This is a genomic window from Streptococcus parasanguinis, from assembly GCF_032163505.1.
Classification (GTDB): domain Bacteria; phylum Bacillota; class Bacilli; order Lactobacillales; family Streptococcaceae; genus Streptococcus; species Streptococcus parasanguinis_V.
The window spans coordinates 1,479,450-1,504,353 of the sequence record NZ_CP134147.1; the positions used below are offsets into that span (position 1 = coordinate 1,479,450).

Here is a 24,904-nt window from a genome sequence, read left to right on the forward strand (position 1 = left end):
TTTGATCAAGTGTATTGCGGGCAAATAGGATTGTTACAATTAGTCAGTAACAGTGAATCCCATAGAACGAGCAGTACCTTCGATCATACGCATTGCAGACTCAATGTTTGCAGCGTTCAAATCTGGCATCTTAGTTTCAGCGATTTGTTGTACTTGTGCACGAGTTACAGTTGCAACTTTCGTTTTGTTCGGTGTACCTGAACCTTTTTCAACACCTGCAGCTTTTTTCAAAAGAACAGCAGCTGGTGGTGTTTTTGTAACGAAATCGAATGATTTGTCTTCATAAACAGTGATAACAACTGGGATGATCATACCAGCTTGATCAGCTGTACGAGCGTTAAACTCTTTAGTGAATCCCATGATGTTGATACCTGCTTGACCAAGCGCTGGACCAACCGGTGGAGCTGGAGTAGCTTTACCAGCAGGGATTTGCAATTTTACAAGTTTTTCGACTTTTTTAGCCATTTCTTAAATCCTCCTTTGTGGTTTTGGCGGTAATTACAGATTTTTACCTCCCACAAGTATGCTTTGTGCATACCTTTCTATTATACACGATTTCTCATTTTTTGCAAGAAAAAATTAAAATATAGTAAACTTTTTTTTCGTTTTATGATAGAATGAAGCTATGTTAATCAAAGTTGCTTCTGTATTATTTATTTTTTTAACGCTGATTCTGAGCGGCATCATTGTTCACCTCTTTAAGCTTCAGAAAAGAGGATGGCGATCGACCGATATTGCCTTTCCTTTATTTGCCCTAGAGTACTACCTGATCTCAGACAGCGCCTTTTATCACAGCCTCTTGCCGCTGCTAGCTTTAAGCCTTTCGCTTTTAGCTTTGGGGCTAACGATTTATTTCTTAAAAAAGAAAAAGTGTTTTTATTACCCTAGATTTATCAAATACTTCTGGCGTGCTGGATTTCTAGTTACCTTCTTACTCTATCTGATCTTAACAGCTAGTTTGTTTATTTAATACCAAAAGGAGGCTGGGACAAAAGTCCTAGCCTCTCAATTGTTTTTGGATTGTCGAGCAAGACGCAGTGGTTGAGTGGGCTCTACTACGCTGATTTCATCAGCTGTTACAGCCCTACTCAACTGTGCGGAGGTGGGACGACGAAATCGAATTCTAACGAATGACCGATTTCTGTCCCACTCTCTTTCTTTTATTTCTTCCGATGAAAGAACCAGCCCACTAACTTCTTAAATACTTGAATTAAGACGAGAGCGAGAGCCGCCATGATGGCGCAGATAAGCAGCGTTTGAAGTCTCAAGGGGCTCATGTTAAAGAATCTCCCTAGGATACTGCTTGAAACCAGGAAGGCTAGGATATTTCCTAGAAGAACTAGTCTCTTGTAGTGATTGAGAGGCTGGGATTCTTGGTAGATGATGGTAAAGCCGACGAAGGCCATCAAGCAGATGGCTGCACTTGAGAGCTCTTCCGACCTCATGCCAAATGCTGAAGAGAGCAAAACCAAACTAAAGATCAGTATAAAATCCGTCAAGGCAGCAGGTAGCGCATTTTTAAAGACCGTTTCGATAAAGCGCCCTTTGATGCGCTCGCTATTGGGCTCAAGCGCTAGAAAGAATCCTGGAATCCCAATCGTAAAACCACTGATCAAAGACATCTGTGACGGCATAATGGGATAGGTAAAGGCTAAAAGCGTCACTGAGATGGCCAACAAAATGGAAAAGATATTCTTGATCAAAAAGAGGCTGGCTGATCGCTGAATATTATTGACCACCCGCCGACCTTCTGCCACGATGGACGGCATCTTTCCAAAGTCGGAATCCAGTAAAACCACTTGCGCCATCTTTTTGGTCGCATCATTTCCAGATTCCATCGCAATACTACAATCCGCTGTTTTGAGGGCCAGAATATCGTTGACGCCATCTCCAGTCATGGCGACTTTATGCCCCTTTGCCTGCAAGCCTTCTACAAGGCTTTTCTTTTGCTCTGGTGTCACTCGACCAAAGACTGTATACTGGCTCGCCGCTTGGTGCAAGTCTTCTTCCGTCAGTAAGGTTCTGGTATCGATTAGATCCTCTGCTCCTTCAATGCCTGCTTTTTGTGCAATAGCTGAGACTGTAGCAGGGTTGTCCCCTGAAATGACCTTAATGGTCACTCCTTGTTGTTTGAAGTAGGCGAAGGTTTCTTTGGCATTTTTTCTCAAAGGATTGGAGAGAATAATCCAGGCTACCAAGTCTACAGGAGCCTCTAAAGTCTCTCCCAGGTGTTCTCCCCCATATTTCCCAAAGGCCAAGACCCGATTGCCAACCTGAGTAGCAGGAGCTATCTCCTCTTCAACCTCAGAGAAGCCCTCTCGTAAAACAAATTCTGGCGCCCCTAATACATAGATCCCAGATTCAAAGGCAATGGCCCCATATTTTTTCTTAGACGTAAAGGGCTGAACGTCGAGAGTCTTCCAAGGCCGACTGACTGGAGTCTTGTGAAATTTACGGATGGCATCCATGGTATCGTTTTGATCCATACTAGCCTTGACATACTGAGCTAGAGCTTCCAAGTCTTGAGCGTCTTTAACTGGACGAATCTCTGTTACTTCCATACCCGGCTCTGTAATGGTCCCTGTCTTATCGACACAAAGGATATCCACGCGCGATAAGGTCTCAATCCCCTTCATGCTATTGAGCAGGACCTTTTCCTTAGCCAATCTGACAGCACCCAGAGCCAGTGCCAAGGTCATCAAGAGATACAAGCCTTCTGGAATCATCCCGATCAAGGCCCCGACTGTTGAAGTCACACTGAGCTTGAGGCTATCGCCTAGGCTGATATAGCTGCGAAGAAAAAGGAGCGAGCCTAGCGGAATGATAAGGAGACCAATGATCCCCACAATACGATTGACCGCATGGACCATGTCAGACTCCTCATGAGACTTGACTTGCTTGGCTTCCAGGCTCAATTGGTTGATGTAGGAGTCATTTCCTACTTTTTCCAATCGCGCTAAACCTTGACCAGCGATCACAAAACTACCTGACATGAGCGCATCTTGTGCTCCTTTTTTGACCTCATCAGCTTCACCTGTCAATTGCGACTCATCAACTTTTAGATCGCCCTCCAGCAAGATACCATCCGCATAGATTTGGTCTCCAGCTTGAAAGCGAACCAGATCGCCCTCCACCAGCTGGTCGATAGGTAGAGCGACTTCTTTTCCTTCACGAAGAACGATCGCCTCACTCATATGTAGAAATTGCATCTGACGCAAGATCCGTCGAGAGCGGACTTCCTGCACAATTCCTACCAAGGAGTTGACCACAACGACCGGAACAAACAAGAGATTGTTCCAAGACTTCACTGCTACCAGCAAGACTGCTAAGACCAGGAAAATCAGATTAAAGTAAGTAAAGACATTGTCTCGAATGATCTGCCCAATACTTTTTTCGGTCTTAATCGTGACCTTATTTTGCTTGCCCTCTTGGATCTTTTTCGCTACTTCTTCCTGACTGAGTCCTTCTAATCTAACCATTGCTTTCCTCACTCATGTATTTCCAAGGGCAATCCTTCTGGATCGAAGAAAAATGCCATCTTCTTGCCATCAAAATCATCATAGCGAAGGCCTGTATTCTCAATACCTAGCTGATCCAATCTAGCTAGATAGGTCTCTACATCGTCCACTTTAAAGGCCAGATGACGCAGTCCCGCATGCTCGGGCAAGGGGAGCTTAGGCCGTTCTGGGGCCGTCGGTTTGATAAAGAGTTCTAAAGTCAGCTGCCCCTGACGGAGATTGATCAAGATATCTCTGCGTTCGGGACGGTCATACTCACTGACAATCGCAAAGTCCAACTGGTCCACATAGAAATTCAACATGGAATCGCGATCCCGTCCAATGATGGCAATATGATGAATCGTGTCTAACTTCATCTGGTCCTACTTTCTATTTTCTATAAAAAGAAAAGGGAGTGGGACATATGCCCTTTTTCCCTATCCTTATGATTGTTGCAATACTTTTCGAGGCTTGGTCCCTTCAGCTGGTCCAATCACACCCGCTGCTTCCAACTCTTCCATGAGGCGAGTCGCCCGGTTAAAACCAACCGATAAGCGACGCTGGATCATGGAAGCACTGGCTTTTTGGGTCTCGATGACGAGTGCTTTGGCCTCTTCAAAGAGAGGATCACCCTCGTCTGAGCCACCCATACCTCCATCAAAGTCTGACTCCGATACTTCTCCTGGATCAAAGGTATCATCATAATCGGCTTCTGCCTGCTCTTTGACAAAGTTGACAATCCGCTCCACATCATCATCTGAGATAAAGGATCCTTGCAGACGAATCGGGTGGTTTTCATCGATCGGTTTAAAGAGCATGTCCCCACGACCGAGCAATTTCTCTGCGCCATTTTCATCCAAGATGGTCCGTGAGTCGGTTCCAGATGATACCGCAAAAGCGACACGGGAAGGCACATTGGCCTTGATCAAACCTGAGATAACATCAACCGATGGCCGTTGGGTTGCCAAGATCATGTGGATCCCTGCTGCACGCGCCTTCTGTCCGAGGCGAATAATAGCATCTTCCACTTCTTTACTTGCCACCATCATCAAGTCTGCCAACTCATCGACAATGACCACGATCAATGGAAGTGGCACTTGCTTCATCTCAGACTGGGCATTGTACTCAGCCACCTTGGCATTAAAGCCAGCAATATTGCGAGCCCCTACTTTCGAGAAGAGCTCATAGCGATTTTCCATCTCATCAACGACCTTCTGCAGGGCTCGACTGGCCTTACGTGGGTTGGTCACCACAGGAATCAAGAGGTGAGGAATATCATTGTAGACAGAAAGCTCCACCATCTTTGGATCGACCATCATAAACTTGACTTCGTCCGGACGGGCCTTCATCAAGATACTCGAAATAATGCCATTGACCGCCACTGACTTACCAGATCCGGTAGACCCCGCTACCAAGAGATGGGGCATTCGAGCCAAATCAAAGGTCCGAGCCGAGCCATCTACGGCCTTCCCAAGAGGAATCTCCAGGAGTTTAGCTGGATCTGTTTTGGACTGCTCCCACAATTCACGGAAGGAAACCGTCGCAATCTCTGAGTTGGGCACTTCGATTCCGACCAGAGACTTCCCTGGAATCGGTGCTTCAATCCGTACATCCTTGGCAGCTAGGGCTAAGGCCAAATCATCTGCTAGGTTGGAGATGCGGTTGACCCGCACACCGACAGCCGGCTTCACTTCATACTTGGTGACAGAGGGGCCGATTTCCGCCCGCTCCACTGTTGCCTTGATGTTAAAGCTTGCAAAGGTCTCTTCCAAAATGCGGATATTCTGACGAACGATATTTTTCTCTTTGGATTGATTTTTCGGCTTGTCAGGTGCGAAGAGATCAATGGTTGGAAGTTTGTACTGGAGGAGTTCCTTAGGTGTGAAATCCACTTGAACTTCTTCCCCATCGTCCTCGAATTCTTCGGCTTCCGGAAGCTCTTCGTATGCTTCAGGCTCTTCAGGCCATTCTTCATCTGGCAGGTAGATCTCTGGTGTTGCTGGTGCGAAAATTTCGGCTTCTGGGAAGGTCTCTGTGAACGGCTCTTCCGCCGCCAGCACCTCTCCCGTTTCAGGGTCTACAGGATGCCCTTCCATTGAAAGGGGAGTTGTAAGAACTGCACTTGCTTCTTCTTGCTCTCGTTCAGCTGCAGCAGCTTCCTCGGCAGCTCTCGCTTCTTTTTCAAGGAATTTCTGCTCGCGACGTTCTTTGCCTTTTTCCATAGAAGCGTGGAAGGCTTCCGATCCCTTTTCAAACAAATCATAGATGGAGTAGGGACTCATCAAGAGAATCCCCAATCCAATAAAGAGAAGGCCAATAAAATAAGAGCCAATATTTGAAAAGAGGAAGGAAATCGGAGCATAAAGAAGGGCACCGATCATACCACCACCGGCAAAGCTCTCCACTCGCAGATGAATCAAGTCTGCCATGATTCTTGAAAAGGTGACCTTGATTCCATTATTGTCTAAATGAAGGGAGGATACAAAGAAGGCCTGAAACATCAAGAGAACCCCAGCAAAGAAGCTTAGGAATCCTGAAATAACCCCTTCGTGTTTGTCCAGCCATTTAAAGGCATAGAGGTAGAAAAAGGTCGCTAAAATAGCCAAGTAAGCCAAACTCCCAACAAAGAGTCGGATTAAGTTGTAGGCCAAGACCCCTACTGCCCCCAATTTCAAGGCTGCAAAGACTAAAACCAGACTAATGAGAATGGTCGCAATCATGCGATGAATCGCTTTTTTTCTTTCTAATTCTGCTTTGGACAGTCGTCTCGTCGACCGTGTTTTTTTTGATTGATTATTGTTTGCCATAACCTTTATTATATCACATTTCCAAGCTAGTTCTCTAGTAAAATCTCTTCCACAAATTTGTAGCAGAAAGCAGAAAAACAGCACCGAGTGGGCACTGTTTTAGATGTTTTTCTTTGGATGGCGGTCAATGATGGCTTGATAGTCTTTCAGCGCTTGCTTTCCTTTGTCCGTCAACTGATAACCCCGAATTGTGAACTGCTCCGTCAGTTCTTCCTCCGTAAAATGGTCAGACAAAGCTTGATTCAAATCAGCTGCTTTCATCTTGGACAAACCCGCAACTCCCTTCTTTTTGAGAATGGCTTTTTTCATGGTCGCATTGATATGGTCCAGTGAATCAAAAGCGGATTCAATAAAAGTATAGCCCTTCTCCACTAAAGCCTTCAAGTGTTCCGACGCATGAATCCCATAAGTATATTCGAAGTACTTAGGAAACCAAGTCTCTGTCGTAAAGGTTCCAAAATGGATTCGCCACAAGAGAATGATATCCCCAGCAAGCAAGCCATCTCGAAGTAGCTCCATATTCCGTTTGGAAACAGGCTTTGGATCCAACAACCAAGCTTCCAAATCCCTCTCAGGTGAAATATAGGGTTTCACCTCGTGATCGGAGTAAAATTTTTCCATTACATCTGAAATAGTCGTCATAAGTCTCTCCTATCTATCATTGACTGTATCATAACAAAATAAAAAGAACCTGTCGATCAAGAAAACTTCCTGATGACAGGTGCCTAATGTAAAATGGATTTCACTCAGATTTTTTATCATTCGGTGTGATAGTATCTAGAACTTGGTCGACTTTTTGTTCTCTTTCCAGGTCATGATCCGTTTGAATCATATCAATTTGATCTTGTAAATTTGTCTGCGGAATTTGTGGTTTGTATAGCGAGGCAAATCCTACTCCAATCACCAAGAGACTCGCTCCAAGAACGCAAAATCTTGTGATATGCCAAGACATCGGCAAGGGAATTTTTGCTCGAATCCCCGATTTCTTAACCCAATCCGGATGGTCTCGCATCACACGATTAGCTGCCATCAGAGGCATCAGGTAGCCAAAGAGCGCAATGACCGTTGTCAAGCCAATAACCCGAAAACGATTCTGATTGGACGGAGAAACATGATTCACTTCCATCAGGACCATGCCTGTAATCACCAAAATAATGACCAGTAATAAGCCAAAAGATCTCCATAGACCTTCCCTGCGGTAACATTTCAATTCATCAAACGACATCTCGTTAAAATTCTTATTCATTTTCCAATAACTCCTTGTGTTTTTTCAGGCTCTTTCAATTAATCTCTATTTTGATCGGAGGATTTACAGATGCCTGCCTTCATCCTTCAAGTATTGCTTAGCCTTTCGAACGATATAGAGTGACTCATCTTCTGAGATTAACTTGTGAAAGAGATCATTGGCTCTGTGCTGATCACCTTTAAGAGTAGCATTCAAGGCTTGGTAGTAGATAATTTCCAACTGCTGGTACTTGAAATCATTGCTTAAATCTTCGAAATAGTCATTGCTTTGGTGTGCAATGGTTAAATCATAAAGAGCGAGACAGACTTTTTTTGTTTTCTCAGCTAGTGTAGGGTCTGTGATAGTCAATTCATTCAACCGATCCTCCAGCTCTTCCCTAGACAAATCAGTATCTGTCAGCACGATCGAGCGAATAAGATAACTCTCAAAAAAATTCTTATATTTCTGCGAATAATCCGTCTGACTAAGTGCTTCCCTAGATTCTTTTATGACAGTATCAAAATCTCCCATCATAAAAGAATAGGCAACCGATGTCAGCTTAATATCTATCTGTGAAATAGCTTTTTTCACATTCTTGTTCAACTGAAGGTATTGCTGCCAAAAAGCTAAATCTAAGTCTACATGGAGCAAGGTGTTGCACTTGTTGGTGTAGCTTTTCTTGAGCAATTGGATGAATAAAATCAAGCATGCAATAACCAATAAAACGCCAGCAGTCTGAAGAAGATTATCCCTGACCACTAATCCAATGCAAAAGATCAGAAGCATTGCTAACAAGCCTGCAGATCTAATATAGAGTCTATAGTTTTTGCGTAGAGTTTTATAATCCAATTTGTAGCCTCCTATTCATGATACGGTTTTTGAGGGAATTCGTTCATTTTCAAACAAATTAACATATCTCCCATCATACCGAATTTTCCATCTATACGCAACTTCCTTCTTAATTAGTGATTTATCAAATGTTATCGGTCTTGAAACAACCTCAGAAAATAGAGAATCCCGTCCAGATTTGAAAGTATCGCAAAATTAAGGTACAATAGAGAAAGACAACTATGTTGGAAAGGAAGAATATGAAAAAATTAATCGCACTACTATTATTTTCCGGCTTGGCTTTGACAGCTTGTTCGTCCAATAAGACAGACGCTAGCTCTTCAAGTGCAAGCAAAGAAAAGACAGAGCAAACAGCAACTTCTAGCTCTAGTGAAAAAGATCAAAAGAAAATTGAAGAAGAACAAAAGAAATTAGAACAACTGCGCAAAGATTTTAACGATGCCATGACCAATGAAAATGCCGTCTTCCCACAGCTCTCAAATGAAGTGGCTGAAGACGAAGCAGAGGTTAAAATCACTACGACTGAAGGCGATATCACTGTGAAGCTTTTCCCTAAATATGCGCCCCTTGCAGTTGAAAACTTCTTGACCCATGCAAAAGAAGGCTACTACAATGGCTTGCTTTTCCACCGTGTTATTAACAACTTTATGATCCAAACTGGGGATCCTAAAGGAGACGGTACTGGTGGCGAATCCATCTGGAAGGACAAAGACAAATCCAAAGATTCAGGTACTGGTTTTGAGAATGAGTATTCTCCATACCTTTACAATCTTCGTGGAGCCCTTGCCATGGCCAATTCTGGTCCAAATACCAATGGTAGTCAATTCTATATCAACCAAAATAAGGATGATATTTCAAGTAAACTCCCAACTGACCGCTTCCCAGCTAAGATCATCGATGCTTATAAAAATGGTGGAAATCCAACCCTCGATGGTGGTAACTACACTGTTTTTGGCCAAGTGATCGATGGCATGGATGTGGTGGATAAAATTGCATCTGCCGAAACCGATGATAAGGACAAACCAAAAACAGATATCAAGATTGAAAAAATCGAGATCTTAAAAGACTACAATTTCAAGAAATAATGAAAAGAGAACCAAACGGTTCTCTTTTTCTATCAAATGTAAATTTTTCTTAGAAACTTTCCTTAGGTGAGTACGGACGTCAGCGAACTTCTGCGAAGTTCCATGACTAATTATTGAGCCTAAGGTCTCAATAATTCCGTGTGCCTGAAACAAATCTGTTTCAGGCACTTTTCTCACTGCGGAATGTTTCGGTCATTACTTGACTAAATTTAAAAATAGAATCATTTAGATTTTTTGAATTACTTGTGCCGCCTTATGTAAACAACAAAATTTCTTCATTCTAAAAAGCGAGACAAGTTTCTCTTTTTGTCTTTAAGTCAATTCATTAAAGTCCCAGATTTGGTCCATCCAGCCTTCATAGAAATCTGGCTCGTGGCAAACCATGAGGATCGATCCCTTGTACTCTTTCAGAGCCCGTTTCAATTCTTCTTTGGCATCCACATCCAAGTGGTTGGTCGGCTCGTCTAGTACCAAGACATTGTTTTCACGATTCATCAAGAGACAGAAGCGTACCTTGGCTTGTTCTCCACCGGATAGCACCTGGATTTGGCTCTCGATATGTTTGGTCGTCAAGCCACAGCGGGCAAGTGCGGCACGAACTTCTGCTTGGTTGAGAGCCGGAAAGGCATTCCAGACTGCTTCAAGCGGTGTCTGGCGATTGCCCCCTTCGACCTCTTGCTCGAAATAGCCAAGCTCTAGGTAATCTCCACGCTCGACTTCACCAGCGATCGGTGGGATAATTCCTAACAAGCTCTTCAAGAGAGTGGTTTTCCCGATCCCGTTGGCCCCGATGATGGCCACCTTTTGATTGCGTTCAAAGGTTAGGTTCAAAGGCTTGGTTAAAGGACGGTCATAGCCAATCTGAAGATCCTTGGCCTGGAAGATAAAGCGTCCAGGAGTCCGGGCATTCTTAAATTCAAAGGAGGGTTTCGGTTTCTCACTTTGCAACTCAATGAGTTCCATCTTGTCCAGCTTCTTCTGACGAGACATGGCCATATTCCGTGTAGCCACACGCGCCTTATTGCGGGCTACGAAATCTTTCAAATCAGCAATCTCTTTTTGCTGGCGCTCATAAGCCGCTTCCAATTGCGATTTCTTCATTTCATAGACTTCAAGGAATTGGTAGTAGTCTCCTGAATAGCGGGTTAACTGCTGATTTTCCACATGGTAGACGATATTGATCACATCATTCAAGAAAGGAATGTCGTGGGAAATGAGGACAAAGGCATTTTCATAATTCTGCAAATAGCGTTTGAGCCAATCGATGTGCTCTGCATCCAAGTAGTTGGTCGGCTCGTCCAAGAGAAGGATATCTGGTTTTTCAAGGAGCAATTTAGCCAAAAGGACCTTGGTCCGTTGCCCACCTGACAAGGAGGTCACATCCGTATCCATGCCAAAGTCCATGACCCCAAGAGCACGCGCCACTTCATCAATCTTGGCATCCAAGGTATAAAAATCACGACTTTCTAGACGCTCTTGAAGTTCCCCAACCTCTTCCATCAAAGCATCGACATCGGCTCCCTCTTCCGCCATGGCCATATAGAGGTCATTGATGCGAGCTTCAGCTGTGAACAACTCATCAAAAGCGGTCCGTAAGACATCGCGAACCGTTTGTCCTTCTTCTAAGACCGAATGCTGGTCCAGATAACCTGCTGTCACGTACTTAGACCACTCAACCTTTCCTTCGTCTGGTTGCATTTTACCCGTCACGATGCTCATGAAGGTCGATTTCCCCTCACCATTGGCCCCGACAAGACCGATATGCTCTCCCTTTAACAAACGGAAGGACACATCCTCAAAAATCGCCCGGTCCCCAAAACCGTGACTCAAATTTTTCACTTCTAAAATACTCATGCTTGACTCTCTTTCATTGATTTCACTCGTATGATTATATCATCTTCACTGCAAAATGAAAAGGGAGCCCAACTCCCTTTAGAATATATATAAATAAATTATAAGTAAGATAGGTTACGCGATTTTGTCAAGAAATCAAAATAAGTTCTAACTTATGAATCTCATAAAGAATATACCGAAACTTTCCGCCGTGAGAAAAGTGCTAGAAACATTATTGTTTCTAGCACTCGGGAGTTTTGAGACCTTAGGCTCAAAACTAAGTCATGGAACTTCTTTGAAGTTCGCTGACGTCCGTACTCACCTAAGGAAAGCTTCTGGCATACTTTTATTATATATCTGAAGAAAACCCAACTCCCTTTTCTTTTACAAACCTAATTCTGCGTATGGTTTTCGGTAGCCCACTTGAACAACTTTTCCGTCTTTGACAAGCAAAGGCCGCTTGATCAGCATACCGTCTGAAGCAAGGAGATCCGCCGCTTCTTTCACTGTCAGTTGATCCACCTTATCTTTCAAACCGAGTTCACGGTATTTCATTCCGCTAGTATTGAAGAAAGACTTGATCGGTAGGCCAGATGCTGCCATCCAGTCTTGCAATTCTTGGCTAGTCGGTGTTTCTGTGACAATGTTTTGGCTTTGGAACTCACATTGGAGACCGTCCAATTCTGATTTAGCCTTTCGACAAGTCGAACATTTTGGATATTCAATAAAGGTATACATCGATTTCACTTCTCCTTCCAGGTAATTCCTTCGTGTTGTAAGAGCCAGCGTTTGCGATCGAGTCCAGACGCGTAGCCCGTCAGTTGTCCATCTTTTCCCATCACACGGTGACAAGGGACTAAGATCGTCAAGGGATTGCGTCCGACAGCCTGTCCCACGGCCTGGGCTGAACCACAAGAAAGATCCTGGGCAAGTTGGCCATAGGTCTTGGTCTCACCATATGGGATCTCTCGCAATAACTGCCACACCCGCTCTTGAAAGGCTGTCCCTTGCGGTGCTAGTGGAAAGCTGATAGCGATTGGCTCCCCAGCAAAATAGTGATCCAACCACTCCTTTACCTTATCATGGTAGGGATGGATCTGTTCCAGCGCCCCATAGGGATCAGGAGCATCCTCTTTCGGATCATAAAAATCAAGCTCTACAAGGCCTTCTTCACTGACAATGATCGAAAGAAGCCCCATAGGGCTTTCATAAAATTGTTTAAGATAGAGAGTCATTGTAGGCTGCTTCTGCTCTTTGGTCCCAGCGGTCCTCTTCTGAGACCACTTGGAATAGACTAGTTTCTGCTTTTCGCTTGATCTTTTGATAAGCCAGGCGGACGCCATCAATAGGGACCTTTCCACAATAATGGTAACCCAATTTTTCAAGCAAATGTTGCATGACCAGATTATCCGGGTGCGTATCGCAACGGAAATCCGGTCCTTTTTCTCCTTCGATTAAACCTTGAAGGAAGGTCTGAGCCACCCCTTTCCCAGCAGCTTCTTTGGCTACAGCGACACGGTGAAAAGTGACATACATATAATTGTCATGCTCCCACTTGCCATCATAAATCTCATTATAGGCCGCTTCATTTCCCTTGTGGACGGCCGCATAGGCGACAACTTCCTGATCTTCAACGGCCACATAGCCACGACTTTCTAGAATATCTTCAAAAATGATCTCTTCATCTGGATAGCCATCCTGCCACTGGTCGACCTGTCTTTGAGCCAGGCTTTCCTTGGCATCTTGGATGATTTCCATAATTCGCTTAATCTCGTTGGGATAAGCCATTCTAATTTCCATCCTGCTTCCAACCTTTCCTAGTCTTGATGGTAACGAGCATAGAGCTCACTCTTTTGCAGGCCGTATTGTTTGGCGACCTGTTTAATTGCTTGATTCTTCTTCATCCCCTCTTGGACCAAGGTGTCGATCTCTTGGATCAAGTCGACCTCTTCTAGGTCTAGTTCTTCTTCATTGGCTCCTTCGACGATCAAGAGGCACTCCCCTTTGAGAGGATTTTCTTCAAGAAATGCGACTAACTCAGAAATACTGCCGCGAGTATATTCCTCGTAGATCTTGGTCAATTCACGAACCAGGACGACAGGACGATCCCCATAGACAGCCAACATATTCTCTAAGGTTGCCTTCACCCGATGGGGCGACTCATAAAAGATCTGTGTCTCCGGATAAGCCACTTTTTCTTGGAAAAAGGCTTTCTGTTGCCCCTCTTTGCGAGGCAGAAATCCATAAAAAATATGAGGTTGAGGGGCTAGGCCACTGGCAATCAAACCCGTTATACCCGCACTAGGACCAGGAACAGCTACGACAGGAATCTCTCGTTCAATCGCTGCCTTGACCAAATCATGACCGGGGTCAGAGATACTAGGAAGTCCTGCATCTGAGACTTGCGCCACATCCTTTCCGGATTCTAAATAGGCGATCAGATCTGGAATTTTTTCCATGACATTGTGCTCATGAAAGCTAGTCTGGGGAGTGGTAATCTCAAAATGCTTGAGCAAGAGGCCTGTATTTCTAGTATCCTCAGCTGCGATCAAGTCCACATCCTTTAAGGTCTGGACCATGCGGTAACTCATATCCTCCCGGTTACCGATCGGTGTTGGGACCAGGTAAAGCACCCCAGTTTTCTTTTCTCCTTTAAAACTTCGTTGGATCTGCATGCTTACTCCCTAAATAACAACTCGTCACAAAACATACACTCTTCATCGTTCTCACGGCGTTGACCGTAGGAATAAGTGCAGATATGAAAACCGTCATTGTAAATACGTTGCAAATTTTCACGACCATGGTGTTGTGACTTTGCGGATGAAGTCTTCTCAACTTCCCCCAAACGCTCTCTCAATTTATCATTTTCTAAGCGAAGAGCTGTATTTTCTTCGATGACTTGTTTCAAATTTTTCTTGATGGCTTCTACTTCAGCCAAGGTGACCAACAAATTCTGAGAAAAGCCGTCTAAAGCATCAAATAATTCTTTTTTATTCATTCTGACTCCTTAACTTTCTAAGCTCAAAACCATATATTCTAGAGCATTTTGAAAAGAAACATTGGCCTTCCACATCCTGCGAGCAAGACTCAATTTCTCAAGCAACTGCTGGGATCTACTCAAACGCAACTGCTCTTCTAAAGCCAACTCCATCAAACGAAAGGCCTGGCTTTGTTTTTCCTTATCATCTGCTAGACTCACTAAGCGGGTCACTTCCAAATAGGCGCGATTCAAATTGGATTGACAACGTTCGATAAACTGATCACAAACTTTTGCTAGTTCAAAAAACGTAGCATTCTTTTTTTGCTGCTCTGCCTCTTCAAGACTAAAACTAAAACGAGCTACTAAATTTGCCTGTGATTTGATCAAGCCTTCTTTTTCTAGCAGTTCGGTTAGGTAGGCTTGCTTTTTAGGAAAATGGACCTGCTGGGCCCGACTCTTGATGGTCGGTAAGATCAAGTTTTCATCGGATGTCAACAAGAAAAGATAGATCTCACTCTGGGGCTCTTCCATGACTTTTAAGAGAGAGTTGGCCGCATTGGTATGCATCTTATCCGCATCTTGGACGATAAAGACCTGCCGACTGCCTTCAAATCCTGATTGAGAAAAGTCTTGAACGAGCGAGCGAATACGGTCAGTCTTAATGATCTGGTTGACTGGACGCACGATCTTTACGTCTGAGAATTCTTCTTCTGAAATCAAGCGGCAGGAACGGCATTTGCCACAAGGCCAGACTCCCTGCAAATCTTCGCAAAATTGACTTTGAGCTAGCAAGAGGGCCATCTCAAAACTGGCAAAAGAGCCTGTAAAGAGATAAGCATGACTGAGCTGTTTGTGTTCTAAGATCTGGGTGAAACGCTCCACCAATTCTGGCTGAAGCTGTTGGATCTCTTCTAGCTTCATTTCAATATCCCCAAGCGATTTTCTAAAACAGCCAAGACATCCGCAAAAACTGCTTCAAAGGATTGACTGGCATCGATTTTCACAATGCGCTCTGGTTCCTTTTCATACAAGGCCAAATAACCTTGTCTGACTTTTTGGTGAAGCTCCAATCCTTCCAAATCCAAACGATTGACTTCCCGCTCTTGGTTTTTCGCAATTCGAGCGAGCCCTTCTTCGACATCCAGATCAAAGTAAAGGGTGAGATCTGGTTTAAGACCATCTGTCGCGAATTGATTGAGCCACTCGATATCTTCCACACTCAGACCGCGACCATACCCTTGATAAGCGACCGAGCTATCAATAAAGCGGTCCATCAAGACAACCTTCCCAGCTGCAAGGGCTGGCAAGACGCGTTCTACCAAATGCTGCCGGCGACTAGCAATATAGAGCAACAACTCGGTCTTGGCATCCATACTAGTATGGTCTGGATCTAAAATGACTTGGCGGATCTTTTCTGCAATGTCTACACCGCCTGGTTCACGGGTTGTAATAAAAGGAATTCCTTTTTCTTCAAGTAGAGGCAAAACGGCTTCTAGGACCGATGATTTCCCCGCTCCTTCTGGACCTTCAAATGAAATTAATGTACCGTTTACCATAGTATCCTCTTTCTAGTTTTCTTCTTTTTATTTTACCAAAAATAAGGGTAAAAATCTTGTATTTTAGGAGAGAAAATTTTTCAAAGTCATTTTCATTTTTTCACTTTTTTGTTACAATGTTCTTATAAAGTTTTAGGAGACAACCTATCATGTTTAAATTTAAAGATATTCTGGCTATCATCTTGGGGGCCGGCATTTTTTCATTTGGGATCTATTTTTTGGTCATTCCCTTTCACTTCTATGAAGGAGGAGCGACAGGGATTACCTTGATCACCTATTACCTCTTAAAAGTCCCCGTATCCCTGATGAACTTGCTGATCAATATCCCTCTTTTCGTTCTGGCTTGGAAACTGCTGGGCAAGAAATCTCTTTATCTGAGCTTACTTGGGACTTTCTCGGTTTCGGCATGGATGGCAATTTTTGAAGCTATGCCTCTCAGCCACCACTACCATCACTTTATCTTTACAGCCTTTAAAGGAGATATTCTGCTTGCCTGTATCGCCTCAGGGGTTGTGCTTGGTTTGGGGCTAGGGATCATCTTCAATGCTGGAGGAACCACTGGAGGAACCGATATCCTCGCTCGCATCTTTAACAAATACACTTCCCTCAGTATGGGAAAGCTCATGTTGATTGTAGATGCCATTGTTCTGACAACTGTGGTCATTGTCTTCCAAGATGTCCGTACCGCTATGTATACCCTCTTCTTTATCCTGATTGACACCCTTGTGATCGACTTGATTGGAGAAGGTGGTTTTGCTGGAAAAGGCTTCCTTATCGTTACATCCAAACCAGAAGAAATTGCCAAAAAGGTTTCTGACGATCTGGGTCGCGGGATTACCTTTATCCGCGGGATGGGCTATTACAGCCGTAAGGACCTGGATATCGTCTACTGTGTCGTTTCACGGAATGAGATGAAACAAATGAAAGACATCATTAATCAGATTGATCCATTCGCCTTTATCACCATTTCTGAAGCCCATGAAATTCTCGGCGAAGGCTTTACTTTAGATAAAGAAAAACAACCCATTAATCGTTAATAGAAATAAGGCTAGATTTTCATCTAGCTTTTTTTCTATTTACGATTTTCCTTAGGTGAGTACGGACGTCAGCGAACTTTCACAAAGTTCCATGACTAATTTTTGAGCCTAATGTCTCAAAAATTCCGAGAGCATGAAACAAGTATGTTTCATGCTCTTTTCTCACGGCGGAAAATCTTAGAATACACGTCATGATTAATAAAATCATAATTATTTTTATAGAATTTATTAGGTTACCTTATACAAAAATCAGGCTACATTGTCATCCAGCCTGATTTTTTTATTAAATAGCTTTTGCGGTTGTTCGAGTGATTTCATCGACTTTCAAACCGTTGGCTTCAAATTTACTACGGATTCCTTCTAGATCTGTCACCCCATCAATTTGGACTTCGATAACCACACGATCGTCTTTTGTTGGGATATTGACTGTATTTGCGATGTTATACCCTTCTTCTACAATCAAGTGAATGATTTGTTCTAGAACGCCAACCTTATCTTCTGTCACAAAGCGAACACGAACTCCTTCTTCTCCATAACCGGATACTTCAAGGAAAGCACGGAAAATATCACGGTCTGTGATGACACCGGATACTTGGTCATTGTCCACGACTGGAAGAATTCCCACCTTGTTCTTATACATGAGGTAGGTCGCATCTTCTAAGCTCGCAAATTTAGAGACGGTAATGACATCGCGAAGCATGACATCTTTAACCTTAGTCTTGTTCAACAGATAGTTCATCTCGAAAATAGACAAGCTTGTTGCTTTAGATGGACTTGCTTCTGCAATCGTACCTTCTGTCACCAACCCAACCAATTTATCGTTTTCAATGACTGGCAAACGGTGCAAACCTTGTTCGCGCATCAAATCTGCCGCGTGGGCAATTGTCGTATCTGGACTAATGTAAACCACTTTACGTGTCATAAAATCTTTAACAGCCATAACAAGTTCTCCTATGCTTTTATTAGTTTTATTATACTTGATTTTAAGAATGATTTCAAACGCTTTCAGCAGTTTTCTCTTGTTTTCAAAATTTAGAAAAATCAAACAAGAAAGATGAAAAAAGAAAGGTCTTCAGGACCTTTCTTTCGAACATGTTCAAACTATCTTTCCTATAATATAAGATTAATAATTCTTCATAATAGAAATTATGCTATTTTTTGAATCATTTGGGAGTATATTGAAACTTTCCGCCGTGAGAAAAGTGCTAGAAACATTAATGTTTCTAGTACTCGGGAGTTTTGAGACCTTAGGCTCAAAACTAAGTCATGGAACTTCTTCGAAGTTCGCTGACGTCCATACTCACCTAAGGAAAGTTTCTAAATTATCTTTGTCAGCAATCCGAAGAAAGGTTTAGCTAACTTTTCCTTTCAAACAAACTTTAGAAAACTTATCCACCAAGGTAAGCCTTGCGGACTTCTTCTGAGGCTAAGAGTTCTTTTCCTGTTCCAGTAAGAACGACTTTCCCTGTTTCCAAAACATAACCGCGGTCTGCGATGGCAAGAGCCTTGTTGGCATTTTGCTCGATCAAGAGAACAGTTGTCCCTTGTTTTTGGATATCTTGGATGATATCAAAGATTTCTTGGATAAAGATTGGGGCCAATCCCATTGAAGGTTCATCCAGAAGCAAGAGTTTTGGCGTCGACATAAGTGCACGACCCATTGCAAGCATTTGTTGTTCCCCACCAGATAGGGTTGCTGCATCTTGGTTCTTCCGTTCTTCCAAACGTGGGAAACGGGAGAAGACTTTCTTCAAGTTAGCTTGGTTTTCTTCTCGATCTTTCTTCAAGAAAGCTCCCATCTCCAAGTTTTCCATAACAGTTAAGCCTGGAAAGACGTGGCGGCCTTCTGGAACTTGAGAGAGTCCTGCTGCTACAATCTTTTGAGCAGGAACCTTTTGAATCTCCTGACCCAAAAACTCGATTTTCCCAGCACTTGGACGCACCAAACCTGAAATGGTACGAAGAATAGATGTTTTCCCAGCACCGTTAGCACCGATAAGAGAAACAACTTCCCCTTCATTTACCTCGAAACTGACATCACGGACAGCCTGGATCATGCCATAGTGTACAGAAAGATTTTCAACTTTTAACATAGACATTAGGCTTCACCTCCTAGATAGGCTTCGATTACGCGTTTGTTGTTCTTGATTTCATCTGGCGTTCCATGAGCAATCAAGCGACCATATTCCAATACATAGATCCGTTCCGTTACTTCCATGACCAAACTCATATCGTGCTCGATCAGCATAATCGTAATATTGAATTCTTTTTGAATGCGACGGATCAATTGGGTCAATTCTGCTGTTTCTTGAGGGTTCATCCCTGCAGCAGGTTCATCCAAGAAGAGGATTTTTGGCTCTGTAGCAAGGGCACGAACGATCTCCAAGTGACGTTGTTGTCCGTAAGCTAAGTTTTTGGCCAAGGTATCTGCTTCTTTTTCCAAACCAAAAATGGCTAACAATTCAAGAGCTTTCGCTTTCAAAGCTTCTTCATTCTTGTAATAGCTTGGCAAGCGGAAAAGACTCGCAAAGACATGTGGTTTGTGGTGATTGGCAAAGGCAATCAAAACATTGTCCAACACGCTCAAATCTTTAAAGAGACGAATATTTTGGAAAGTACGTCCCAGACCACCTGCAGCGATTTTATAAGGTGCTTTACCATTTAGGAGCTGACCATCTAAGGTAATGGTCCCTTCACTTGGTTCATATACCCCTGTTAGGAGGTTGAAGAGGGTTGTTTTACCGGCACCGTTGGGGCCGATCAAACCAACCAATTCTCCTTCATTGAGTTCCATGGTCACATCCCCAACGGCTGTCAAACCACCAAAGTTTTTTGTTAAGTTTTTTACTTCAAGAAGTGCCATTAGTTAGCCTCCTTTTTTGAGAGTAGTTTTTTCAAGCTGAATTCCCATGTTCCAAGAAGACCACCTGGACGGAAGATCATCACGAGAATCAAAGCCAATGAGTAAATGATCATACGTACACTTGAGAAGTCTTGAAGCACCATGTTCAAGATACCCAAGACGATGGCTGCCACAACTGTTCCTGACATGGATCCCAAACCACCAAATACGACAATGATCAAGACATTAATAGTATTGGTGAAAGAGTAATCTTTAGGGACAACAGAGCCGATAAAGCCGGCTTGGAGAGATCCAGCAATCGCCGCTGTGATCGCACCAAATACAAAGGCGATGACTTTGACCTTGGTCGTATTGATCCCAACAGATTCTGCCGCGATTTCATCTTCACGAACAGAAAGGGTAGAGCGTCCAATTGGACTGCGTAAGAAGTTAATCGTAAAGATCGTTGTAATGACAACAAAGAGGTAAACCAATTGCCAAGTTGTAAAGGCTGGCAAACCAAGGATCCCAGCAGCACCATTTGTTAGAGTACCACCATTAACGATCAAGATCCGGATGATTTCAGAAACCCCAAGTGTCGCAATCGCGAGATAGTCCCCTTTCAAACGAAGGGTTGGAACCCCAACGATCAAGGCAACGACACCAGCAATCAAAGCACCTAAAACCATCGCGCCAAAGAAAGCCCCATAGGTTGGTGATTTGGAACCAAGAATGGCTGCAGAGTAAGCACCAATCGCCATAAATCCGGCATGGCCGAGTGAGAATTGACCTGAGAAACCAACAATGAGGTTCAAGCCAACTGCAAGGATAATATTAATTCCAATTTGTTCTAAAATTTGGATATAGAAGAGGTTGAGCACACCCGCTGCAACCAAGACTTGGATCAAGGCAAAACCTGCGACCAAAAGACCAAGCCAGACTAAATTCACTTTTAAATTTTGTTTCATGGCTTACACCTTCTCTTTCACATTTTTACCGAGGATACCTGCTGGACGGATGAGCAAGATCACAATCAAGATGGCATACACAATGGCATCACGGAAGTCTGAAAGACCGATCGCTGTAGCGAAGGTTTCCAACAAACCGATAACAAATCCACCTAGGGCAGCACCTGGAATGATTCCGATTCCTCCAAGAACGGCTGCGACAAATGCTTTGATCCCTGGTGTCATCCCCATCAGAGGCTCGATCGAGTTGTAATACAAACCAATCAAGACACCACCAGCACCTGCCAAGGCAGATCCCAAAGCAAAGGTAAAACTGATCGTACGGTTTACGTTAATCCCCATCAATTGAGCAGCATCACTATCGACAGATACAGCCCGCATGGCTTTCCCCATCTTTGTCTTTTGAATAATAAATTGAAGAGCGACCATCAAGAAAACAGACACTCCCAAGATCATCAACTGAATATTGGAGATTGAAATAGGACCGAAGTTGTAACGAACCGTTTTAATCACTTGCGGGAAGGAACGGGTATTGGCCCCTACGAAGAAGACCATCCCATATTCTAGCAAGAAAGAAACCCCGATGGCTGTGATCAAGGCTGCAATCCGAGTCGAATGACGAAGCGGACGATAAGCCAGGTATTCAATTACAACCCCTAAAATAGCCGTCCCAACCATGGCTAGGAGCAAGGCTACAAAGAAGTTCACTTTCCACGAGTTCAATAAGAAATATCCCATAAAGGCACCTACCATGTAGATATCTCCATGGGCAAAGTTGATCAATTTGATAATTCCATACACCATGGTATAACCAAGGGCCAAGAGTGCATAGACACTTCCCAAGATTAGACCGTTCACTAATTGCTGGAGCATTTGAACCATCCTTTCTAACAATAAAGAGCGAGGCCAGGAATTTTCATTCTCCCAGCCTCTTGTACAAACAACAAATGATAATTATGGTTTAACAGACTCAACTGATTTGACTTTACCATCTTTCAAGCCAATCATAAGAGCTGATTTAACCGGGTTGTGGTTCTTGTCAATTGACATTGTACCAGTCACACCTTCCAAGTCTTTCAACTTCGCAAGGTTATCTTTCAATTCGACAGAGTTCTTAGCACCTTTAGATGCTTCTGCAACCATGTAAACTGAATCATAAGCCAAAGCTGCGAACATTGAAGGTTCTTCATTGTATTTCGCTTTGTAAGCTTCTACGAATTTCTTGGCTTTATCAGTCATTTCACCTTCAGTAGAGAATCCAGCTACGTAGTAGATGTCTGTAGCTGCAGCAGGTGTTGCTTGTTCAACGAACTTAGCATCGCTAAATCCATCACCACCAATGATTGGTTGTTTGATTCCCATACCACGCGCTTGGTTTACGATTTTACCAGTTTCTGTGTAGTAACCTGGAAGAACAATCGCATCGAAGTCTTTATCTTTGATTTTTGTAAGGGCAGCTTGGAAGTCTGTATCCTTAGATTGGAAGGTTTCAGTTGCTACGATTTCACCTTTGTAAGATTTCTTGAAGGCTTCAGCAATCCCTTTCGCATAGTCAGATGAGTTATCGTAGTAAAGAACGACTTTCTTCGCTTTCAAGTTATCAGTTGTGTATTTGGCAATGATTTTTCCTTGGAAGCTATCGATGAAGGTTGCACGGAAAAGGTAATCTTGACCTTTTGTCAAATCATCTTGAGTTGCAGATGGTGTAACCAATGGCACACCTGCTTTACCAGCATTGGCAACGGCTGCTGCAGTAGCACCTGAAGTTGCAGGTCCAACAAGAGCGTTCACTTTTGATTGAGTGACAAGGTTTGTAGTGACTGTAGCTGCTTCAGCTGTTTCAGACTTGTTATCTTTATCTGTGACAACGATCTTTTTGCCATCAGCTCCACCCTTAGCGTTGATTTCATCAACGGCCAATTGAGCACCTTTTTGTTCAGCGCTACCGTAGGCTGCTACTTCACCAGTTTTTTCAAAGTTAAAACCGACTTTTAGTTCCTTGCCGATTTCGTTACCAGTTGTGTTTGAACCAGAAGTAGAAACTTCACCACAAGCAGCAAGAAGAGCGACACTTGCAATGGTTAAAAATGAAAGAGCAAATTTTTTCTTCATTTGTAATGATCTCCTTAAATGAATCTTAAATTAAATACATTAAGAATATACCGAATTATCTGACAATTGTCAATAAAAAAAGCACAATCCATCAAATGATTGCGTTTTCTAAACTTCTGTGACCACAGATGGGGTCTCCAATCGTTGCAAACTCCCCACAAAATCTGTATCTAAATCTTTGAGATGGCAAGGCAAGACCTTTTTGACATAACGTTCTTTCTTTAAGTCTTCCATGACTTGATCGGCCTTGTCGCTGTCCACATACAATTGGACATAACGGCATTTCTTAGAATGGTACAAGACATCTCCGACAGATTGTAATTTTTTCCCGTCTCGATTGTAATACAATTTTACAATCAAGCCTGTTCTTTCTTGTTTCTCAAACATGGTCAATCCCTTTCTCGTTCTGTTACTAGTATATCAAATTTCAAGAAAAAGAACTACTCTTTTATGAGAGCAAAAAAGAGAGTGGGACAGAAATCGGTAATTCCTTAGAATTCGATTTCGTCGTCCCACCTCCGCACAGTTGAGTAGGGCTGTAAAAGCTGATGAAATCAGCGTAGTAGAGCCCACTCAACCACTGCGTTTTGCTCGACAATCCAAAAATAATTGAGAGGCTAGGACTTTTGTCCCAGCCTCTTGACGAGCCTTCCCACAGGATGGTTTAACCCAATTTATTATTGGCCATGATTTCATCAATAAAGCCATATTCAAGAGTTTCTTGCGCACTCATCCAATTATCACGTTCTGCATCTGCATGCACTTTTTCGATCGGTTGACTTGAATTTTCCGCAAGGATTTTTTCCAAGTTATTCCGTGTTTTGAGCAAATGTTCTGCTGCGATCGCCATATCGGTTTGTTGGGTACCGCCACCAGTGCCCCCCATTGGTTGGTGGATCATGTACTCAGCATTTGGCAACATGAAACGTTTGCCTTTCGCACCACTTGACGCAATCACAGTCCCCATTGAAGCTGCCATCCCCATAACAATGGTTTGGACATCTGACTTGATAAAGTTCATGGTATCGACGATAGCCAGACCTGCTGAAACAGAACCTCCTGGGGTATTGATATACATATAGATATCTTTGGTGTTATCTTGAGCATCCAAGAAGAGCAATTGGGCAATAATCGAATTGGCCATTTGATCCTCAACTGGACCTGTCACCATGATAATCCGATCTTTCAACAGACGGGAATAAATATCGTAAGAACGTTCTCCACGGCTGGTTTGTTCAATAACTACTGGAATCATTTATTCTTCTCCTTTAGTATCCATTCATTCTCACAATTCGTGAGGTTCAAGGTATATCTGCTATTATAAACCAATGGTCAAAAAAGGTCAATTTTTTAGCACCTTTCCCTTACTATGAATGGGCTTTTTATTTAGTACCGAACAAACGGTCACCCGCATCTCCAAGACCTGGAACAATGTAGCCATGATCATTCAAGTGGTCGTCGAGAGCTGCTGTAAAGATATCAACATCTGGATGCGCTTCTTGAAGAGCTTTCACCCCTTCTGGTGCCGCCACCAAGCAGACAAACTTGATATGGCTAGCGCCACGTTTTTTCAAGGAATCAATCGCTAGAATAGCGGATCCGCCCGTAGCAAGCATCGGGTCTACTACAAAGATACGACGTTGATCAATATCTTCTGGCAATTTCACCAAGTATTCAACTGGTCTCAAGGTTTCTTCATCACGGTACATCCCGATATGGCCAACCTTAGCAGCTGGTACCAAACTCAAGAGCCCATCGACCATCCCAATTCCTGCACGAAGGATTGGAACAATGGCCAATTTCTTCCCTGCAATTTGTTTTTGAACGGTTTTGGTAATCGGTGTTTCAATTTCTACATCTTCAAGAGGTAATTCGCGCAAGACTTCGTAACCCATCAACATAGCAATCTCATCTACCAATTCACGAAAGGCCTTCGTAGAGGTATCTGTACGACGAAGAATAGATAATTTGTGTTGAATCAGTGGATGTGTAATAACTTCTAATTTTCCCATTTTGAGATCCTTCTTTCTAAGCTGTTATTATTCAAAAAAGAGCTATGATAAAAGTGGAGTCAAACTCTACTCTTTCTTTCAGTCCCTCTTTGATACTCACA

At 43.2% G+C, this 24,904-nt stretch carries 26 protein-coding genes and 2 pseudogenes; 3 read left to right on the top strand and 25 right to left on the bottom strand.

Annotated elements, in window-relative coordinates; all coding sequences use genetic code 11:
* Nucleotides 1–39: 39 nt before the first annotated feature.
* Complete coding sequence (gene rplK / locus RIN70_RS07470) at nt 40–465, bottom strand: 50S ribosomal protein L11 (RefSeq protein WP_003005369.1); 426 nt, start codon at nt 463–465, stop codon at nt 40–42.
* A gap of 160 nt (nt 466–625) precedes the next feature.
* Here rplK and RIN70_RS07475 point away from each other — a divergent pair, with 160 nt between their 5' ends.
* On the top strand, nt 626–970 hold the full coding sequence (locus RIN70_RS07475) for a DUF3397 family protein (RefSeq protein WP_049474322.1): 345 nt from the start codon (nt 626–628) through the stop codon (nt 968–970).
* A gap of 190 nt (nt 971–1,160) precedes the next feature.
* Here RIN70_RS07475 and RIN70_RS07480 read toward each other — a convergent pair whose 3' ends face one another.
* From RIN70_RS07480 to RIN70_RS07505, 7 genes and pseudogenes are all read right to left on the bottom strand, one after another.
* The gene (locus tag RIN70_RS07480; protein ID WP_195623477.1) at nt 1,161–3,479 is read right to left on the bottom strand and encodes an HAD-IC family P-type ATPase; all 2,319 of its coding nucleotides are present in this window, start codon (nt 3,477–3,479) and stop codon (nt 1,161–1,163) included.
* 8 nt (nt 3,480–3,487) lie between these two features.
* Nucleotides 3,488–3,874, bottom strand: a complete 387-nt coding sequence (gloA2, locus tag RIN70_RS07485) for an SMU1112c/YaeR family gloxylase I-like metalloprotein (protein ID WP_195623478.1) — start codon at nt 3,872–3,874, stop codon at nt 3,488–3,490.
* A gap of 66 nt (nt 3,875–3,940) precedes the next feature.
* Nucleotides 3,941–5,395: pseudogene (locus RIN70_RS10355) on the bottom strand (DNA translocase FtsK); the annotation flags it as partial.
* Nucleotides 5,396–5,547: 152 nt separating this feature from the next.
* Nucleotides 5,548–6,304, bottom strand: a pseudogene (locus RIN70_RS10380) (DNA translocase FtsK); the annotation flags it as partial.
* Between the two features lie 99 nt (nt 6,305–6,403).
* Complete coding sequence (locus RIN70_RS07495; protein WP_070675036.1) at nt 6,404–6,946, bottom strand: hypothetical protein; 543 nt, start codon at nt 6,944–6,946, stop codon at nt 6,404–6,406.
* A gap of 100 nt (nt 6,947–7,046) precedes the next feature.
* Nucleotides 7,047–7,529, bottom strand: coding sequence for a hypothetical protein (locus RIN70_RS07500; protein WP_303469230.1), 483 nt, complete (start codon nt 7,527–7,529; stop codon nt 7,047–7,049).
* An 84-nt stretch (nt 7,530–7,613) separates the two neighbouring features.
* Entirely contained in the window at nt 7,614–8,378 is a 765-nt protein-coding gene (locus RIN70_RS07505) for a hypothetical protein (protein ID WP_182280159.1), read from the bottom strand.
* A 239-nt stretch (nt 8,379–8,617) separates the two neighbouring features.
* Here RIN70_RS07505 and RIN70_RS07510 point away from each other — a divergent pair, with 239 nt between their 5' ends.
* Complete coding sequence (locus RIN70_RS07510; RefSeq protein WP_195623480.1) at nt 8,618–9,463, top strand: peptidylprolyl isomerase; 846 nt, start codon at nt 8,618–8,620, stop codon at nt 9,461–9,463.
* Nucleotides 9,464–9,775: 312 nt separating this feature from the next.
* On the opposite strand, the gene RIN70_RS07515 is transcribed toward RIN70_RS07510, so the two are convergent.
* From RIN70_RS07515 to tmk, 8 genes are all read right to left on the bottom strand, one after another.
* The gene (locus RIN70_RS07515; RefSeq protein ID WP_003005197.1) at nt 9,776–11,317 is read right to left on the bottom strand and encodes an ABC-F family ATP-binding cassette domain-containing protein; all 1,542 of its coding nucleotides are present in this window, start codon (nt 11,315–11,317) and stop codon (nt 9,776–9,778) included.
* 363 nt (nt 11,318–11,680) lie between these two features.
* Nucleotides 11,681–12,034: an arsenate reductase family protein gene (locus RIN70_RS07520; protein ID WP_195623486.1), complete on the bottom strand. Its 354-nt coding sequence runs from the start codon at nt 12,032–12,034 to the stop codon at nt 11,681–11,683.
* A 5-nt stretch (nt 12,035–12,039) separates the two neighbouring features.
* On the bottom strand, nt 12,040–12,531 hold the full coding sequence (locus RIN70_RS07525) for a methylated-DNA--[protein]-cysteine S-methyltransferase (protein ID WP_070665454.1): 492 nt from the start codon (nt 12,529–12,531) through the stop codon (nt 12,040–12,042).
* The gene (locus tag RIN70_RS07530; RefSeq protein ID WP_031576369.1) at nt 12,515–13,096 is read right to left on the bottom strand and encodes a GNAT family N-acetyltransferase; all 582 of its coding nucleotides are present in this window, start codon (nt 13,094–13,096) and stop codon (nt 12,515–12,517) included. Before RIN70_RS07530 ends, RIN70_RS07525 begins: the two co-directional genes overlap by 17 nt.
* A 17-nt stretch (nt 13,097–13,113) precedes the next feature.
* A complete protein-coding gene (gene rsmI, locus RIN70_RS07535; protein WP_024055249.1) occupies nt 13,114–13,971 on the bottom strand; it encodes a 16S rRNA (cytidine(1402)-2'-O)-methyltransferase in 858 nt (285 codons plus the stop codon).
* A 2-nt stretch (nt 13,972–13,973) separates the two neighbouring features.
* Nucleotides 13,974–14,294: a DNA replication initiation control protein YabA gene (yabA, locus tag RIN70_RS07540; RefSeq protein WP_003005416.1), complete on the bottom strand. Its 321-nt coding sequence runs from the start codon at nt 14,292–14,294 to the stop codon at nt 13,974–13,976.
* Between the two features lie 9 nt (nt 14,295–14,303).
* Nucleotides 14,304–15,197, bottom strand: a complete 894-nt coding sequence (locus RIN70_RS07545; RefSeq protein ID WP_195623481.1) for a DNA polymerase III subunit delta' — start codon at nt 15,195–15,197, stop codon at nt 14,304–14,306.
* Nucleotides 15,194–15,832: a dTMP kinase gene (gene tmk / locus RIN70_RS07550; protein ID WP_003004942.1), complete on the bottom strand. Its 639-nt coding sequence runs from the start codon at nt 15,830–15,832 to the stop codon at nt 15,194–15,196. Before tmk ends, RIN70_RS07545 begins: the two co-directional genes overlap by 4 nt.
* A gap of 149 nt (nt 15,833–15,981) precedes the next feature.
* Between tmk and RIN70_RS07555 the strand changes: the two genes are divergently transcribed.
* Nucleotides 15,982–16,869: a YitT family protein gene (locus tag RIN70_RS07555; protein WP_070595295.1), complete on the top strand. Its 888-nt coding sequence runs from the start codon at nt 15,982–15,984 to the stop codon at nt 16,867–16,869.
* Nucleotides 16,870–17,152: 283 nt separating this feature from the next.
* Here the strand turns inward: RIN70_RS07555 and RIN70_RS07560 are convergent, their stop codons facing one another.
* The 9 genes from RIN70_RS07560 to upp form a co-directional block, all read right to left on the bottom strand.
* The gene (locus tag RIN70_RS07560; protein ID WP_003005183.1) at nt 17,153–17,809 is read right to left on the bottom strand and encodes a CBS domain-containing protein; all 657 of its coding nucleotides are present in this window, start codon (nt 17,807–17,809) and stop codon (nt 17,153–17,155) included.
* Between the two features lie 448 nt (nt 17,810–18,257).
* Nucleotides 18,258–18,968: an ABC transporter ATP-binding protein gene (locus tag RIN70_RS07565; RefSeq protein WP_003005434.1), complete on the bottom strand. Its 711-nt coding sequence runs from the start codon at nt 18,966–18,968 to the stop codon at nt 18,258–18,260.
* Nucleotides 18,968–19,732: an ABC transporter ATP-binding protein gene (locus RIN70_RS07570; RefSeq protein WP_049491216.1), complete on the bottom strand. Its 765-nt coding sequence runs from the start codon at nt 19,730–19,732 to the stop codon at nt 18,968–18,970. Before RIN70_RS07570 ends, RIN70_RS07565 begins: the two co-directional genes overlap by 1 nt.
* Nucleotides 19,732–20,679, bottom strand: coding sequence for a branched-chain amino acid ABC transporter permease (locus RIN70_RS07575; protein ID WP_003008278.1), 948 nt, complete (start codon nt 20,677–20,679; stop codon nt 19,732–19,734). The genes RIN70_RS07570 and RIN70_RS07575 overlap by 1 nt, the downstream gene beginning before the upstream one ends.
* A gap of 3 nt (nt 20,680–20,682) precedes the next feature.
* Entirely contained in the window at nt 20,683–21,552 is an 870-nt protein-coding gene (locus tag RIN70_RS07580) for a branched-chain amino acid ABC transporter permease (RefSeq protein ID WP_021153669.1), read from the bottom strand.
* An 81-nt stretch (nt 21,553–21,633) separates the two neighbouring features.
* Nucleotides 21,634–22,791, bottom strand: a complete 1,158-nt coding sequence (locus RIN70_RS07585; protein WP_023918808.1) for an ABC transporter substrate-binding protein — start codon at nt 22,789–22,791, stop codon at nt 21,634–21,636.
* A 108-nt stretch (nt 22,792–22,899) separates the two neighbouring features.
* On the bottom strand, nt 22,900–23,178 hold the full coding sequence (locus tag RIN70_RS07590) for a DUF2129 domain-containing protein (RefSeq protein WP_023918810.1): 279 nt from the start codon (nt 23,176–23,178) through the stop codon (nt 22,900–22,902).
* A gap of 277 nt (nt 23,179–23,455) precedes the next feature.
* The gene (locus RIN70_RS07595; RefSeq protein ID WP_195623482.1) at nt 23,456–24,046 is read right to left on the bottom strand and encodes an ATP-dependent Clp protease proteolytic subunit; all 591 of its coding nucleotides are present in this window, start codon (nt 24,044–24,046) and stop codon (nt 23,456–23,458) included.
* Between the two features lie 127 nt (nt 24,047–24,173).
* Nucleotides 24,174–24,803, bottom strand: a complete 630-nt coding sequence (gene upp / locus RIN70_RS07600; RefSeq protein ID WP_195623483.1) for a uracil phosphoribosyltransferase — start codon at nt 24,801–24,803, stop codon at nt 24,174–24,176.
* Between the last annotated feature and the right edge of the window lie 101 nt (nt 24,804–24,904).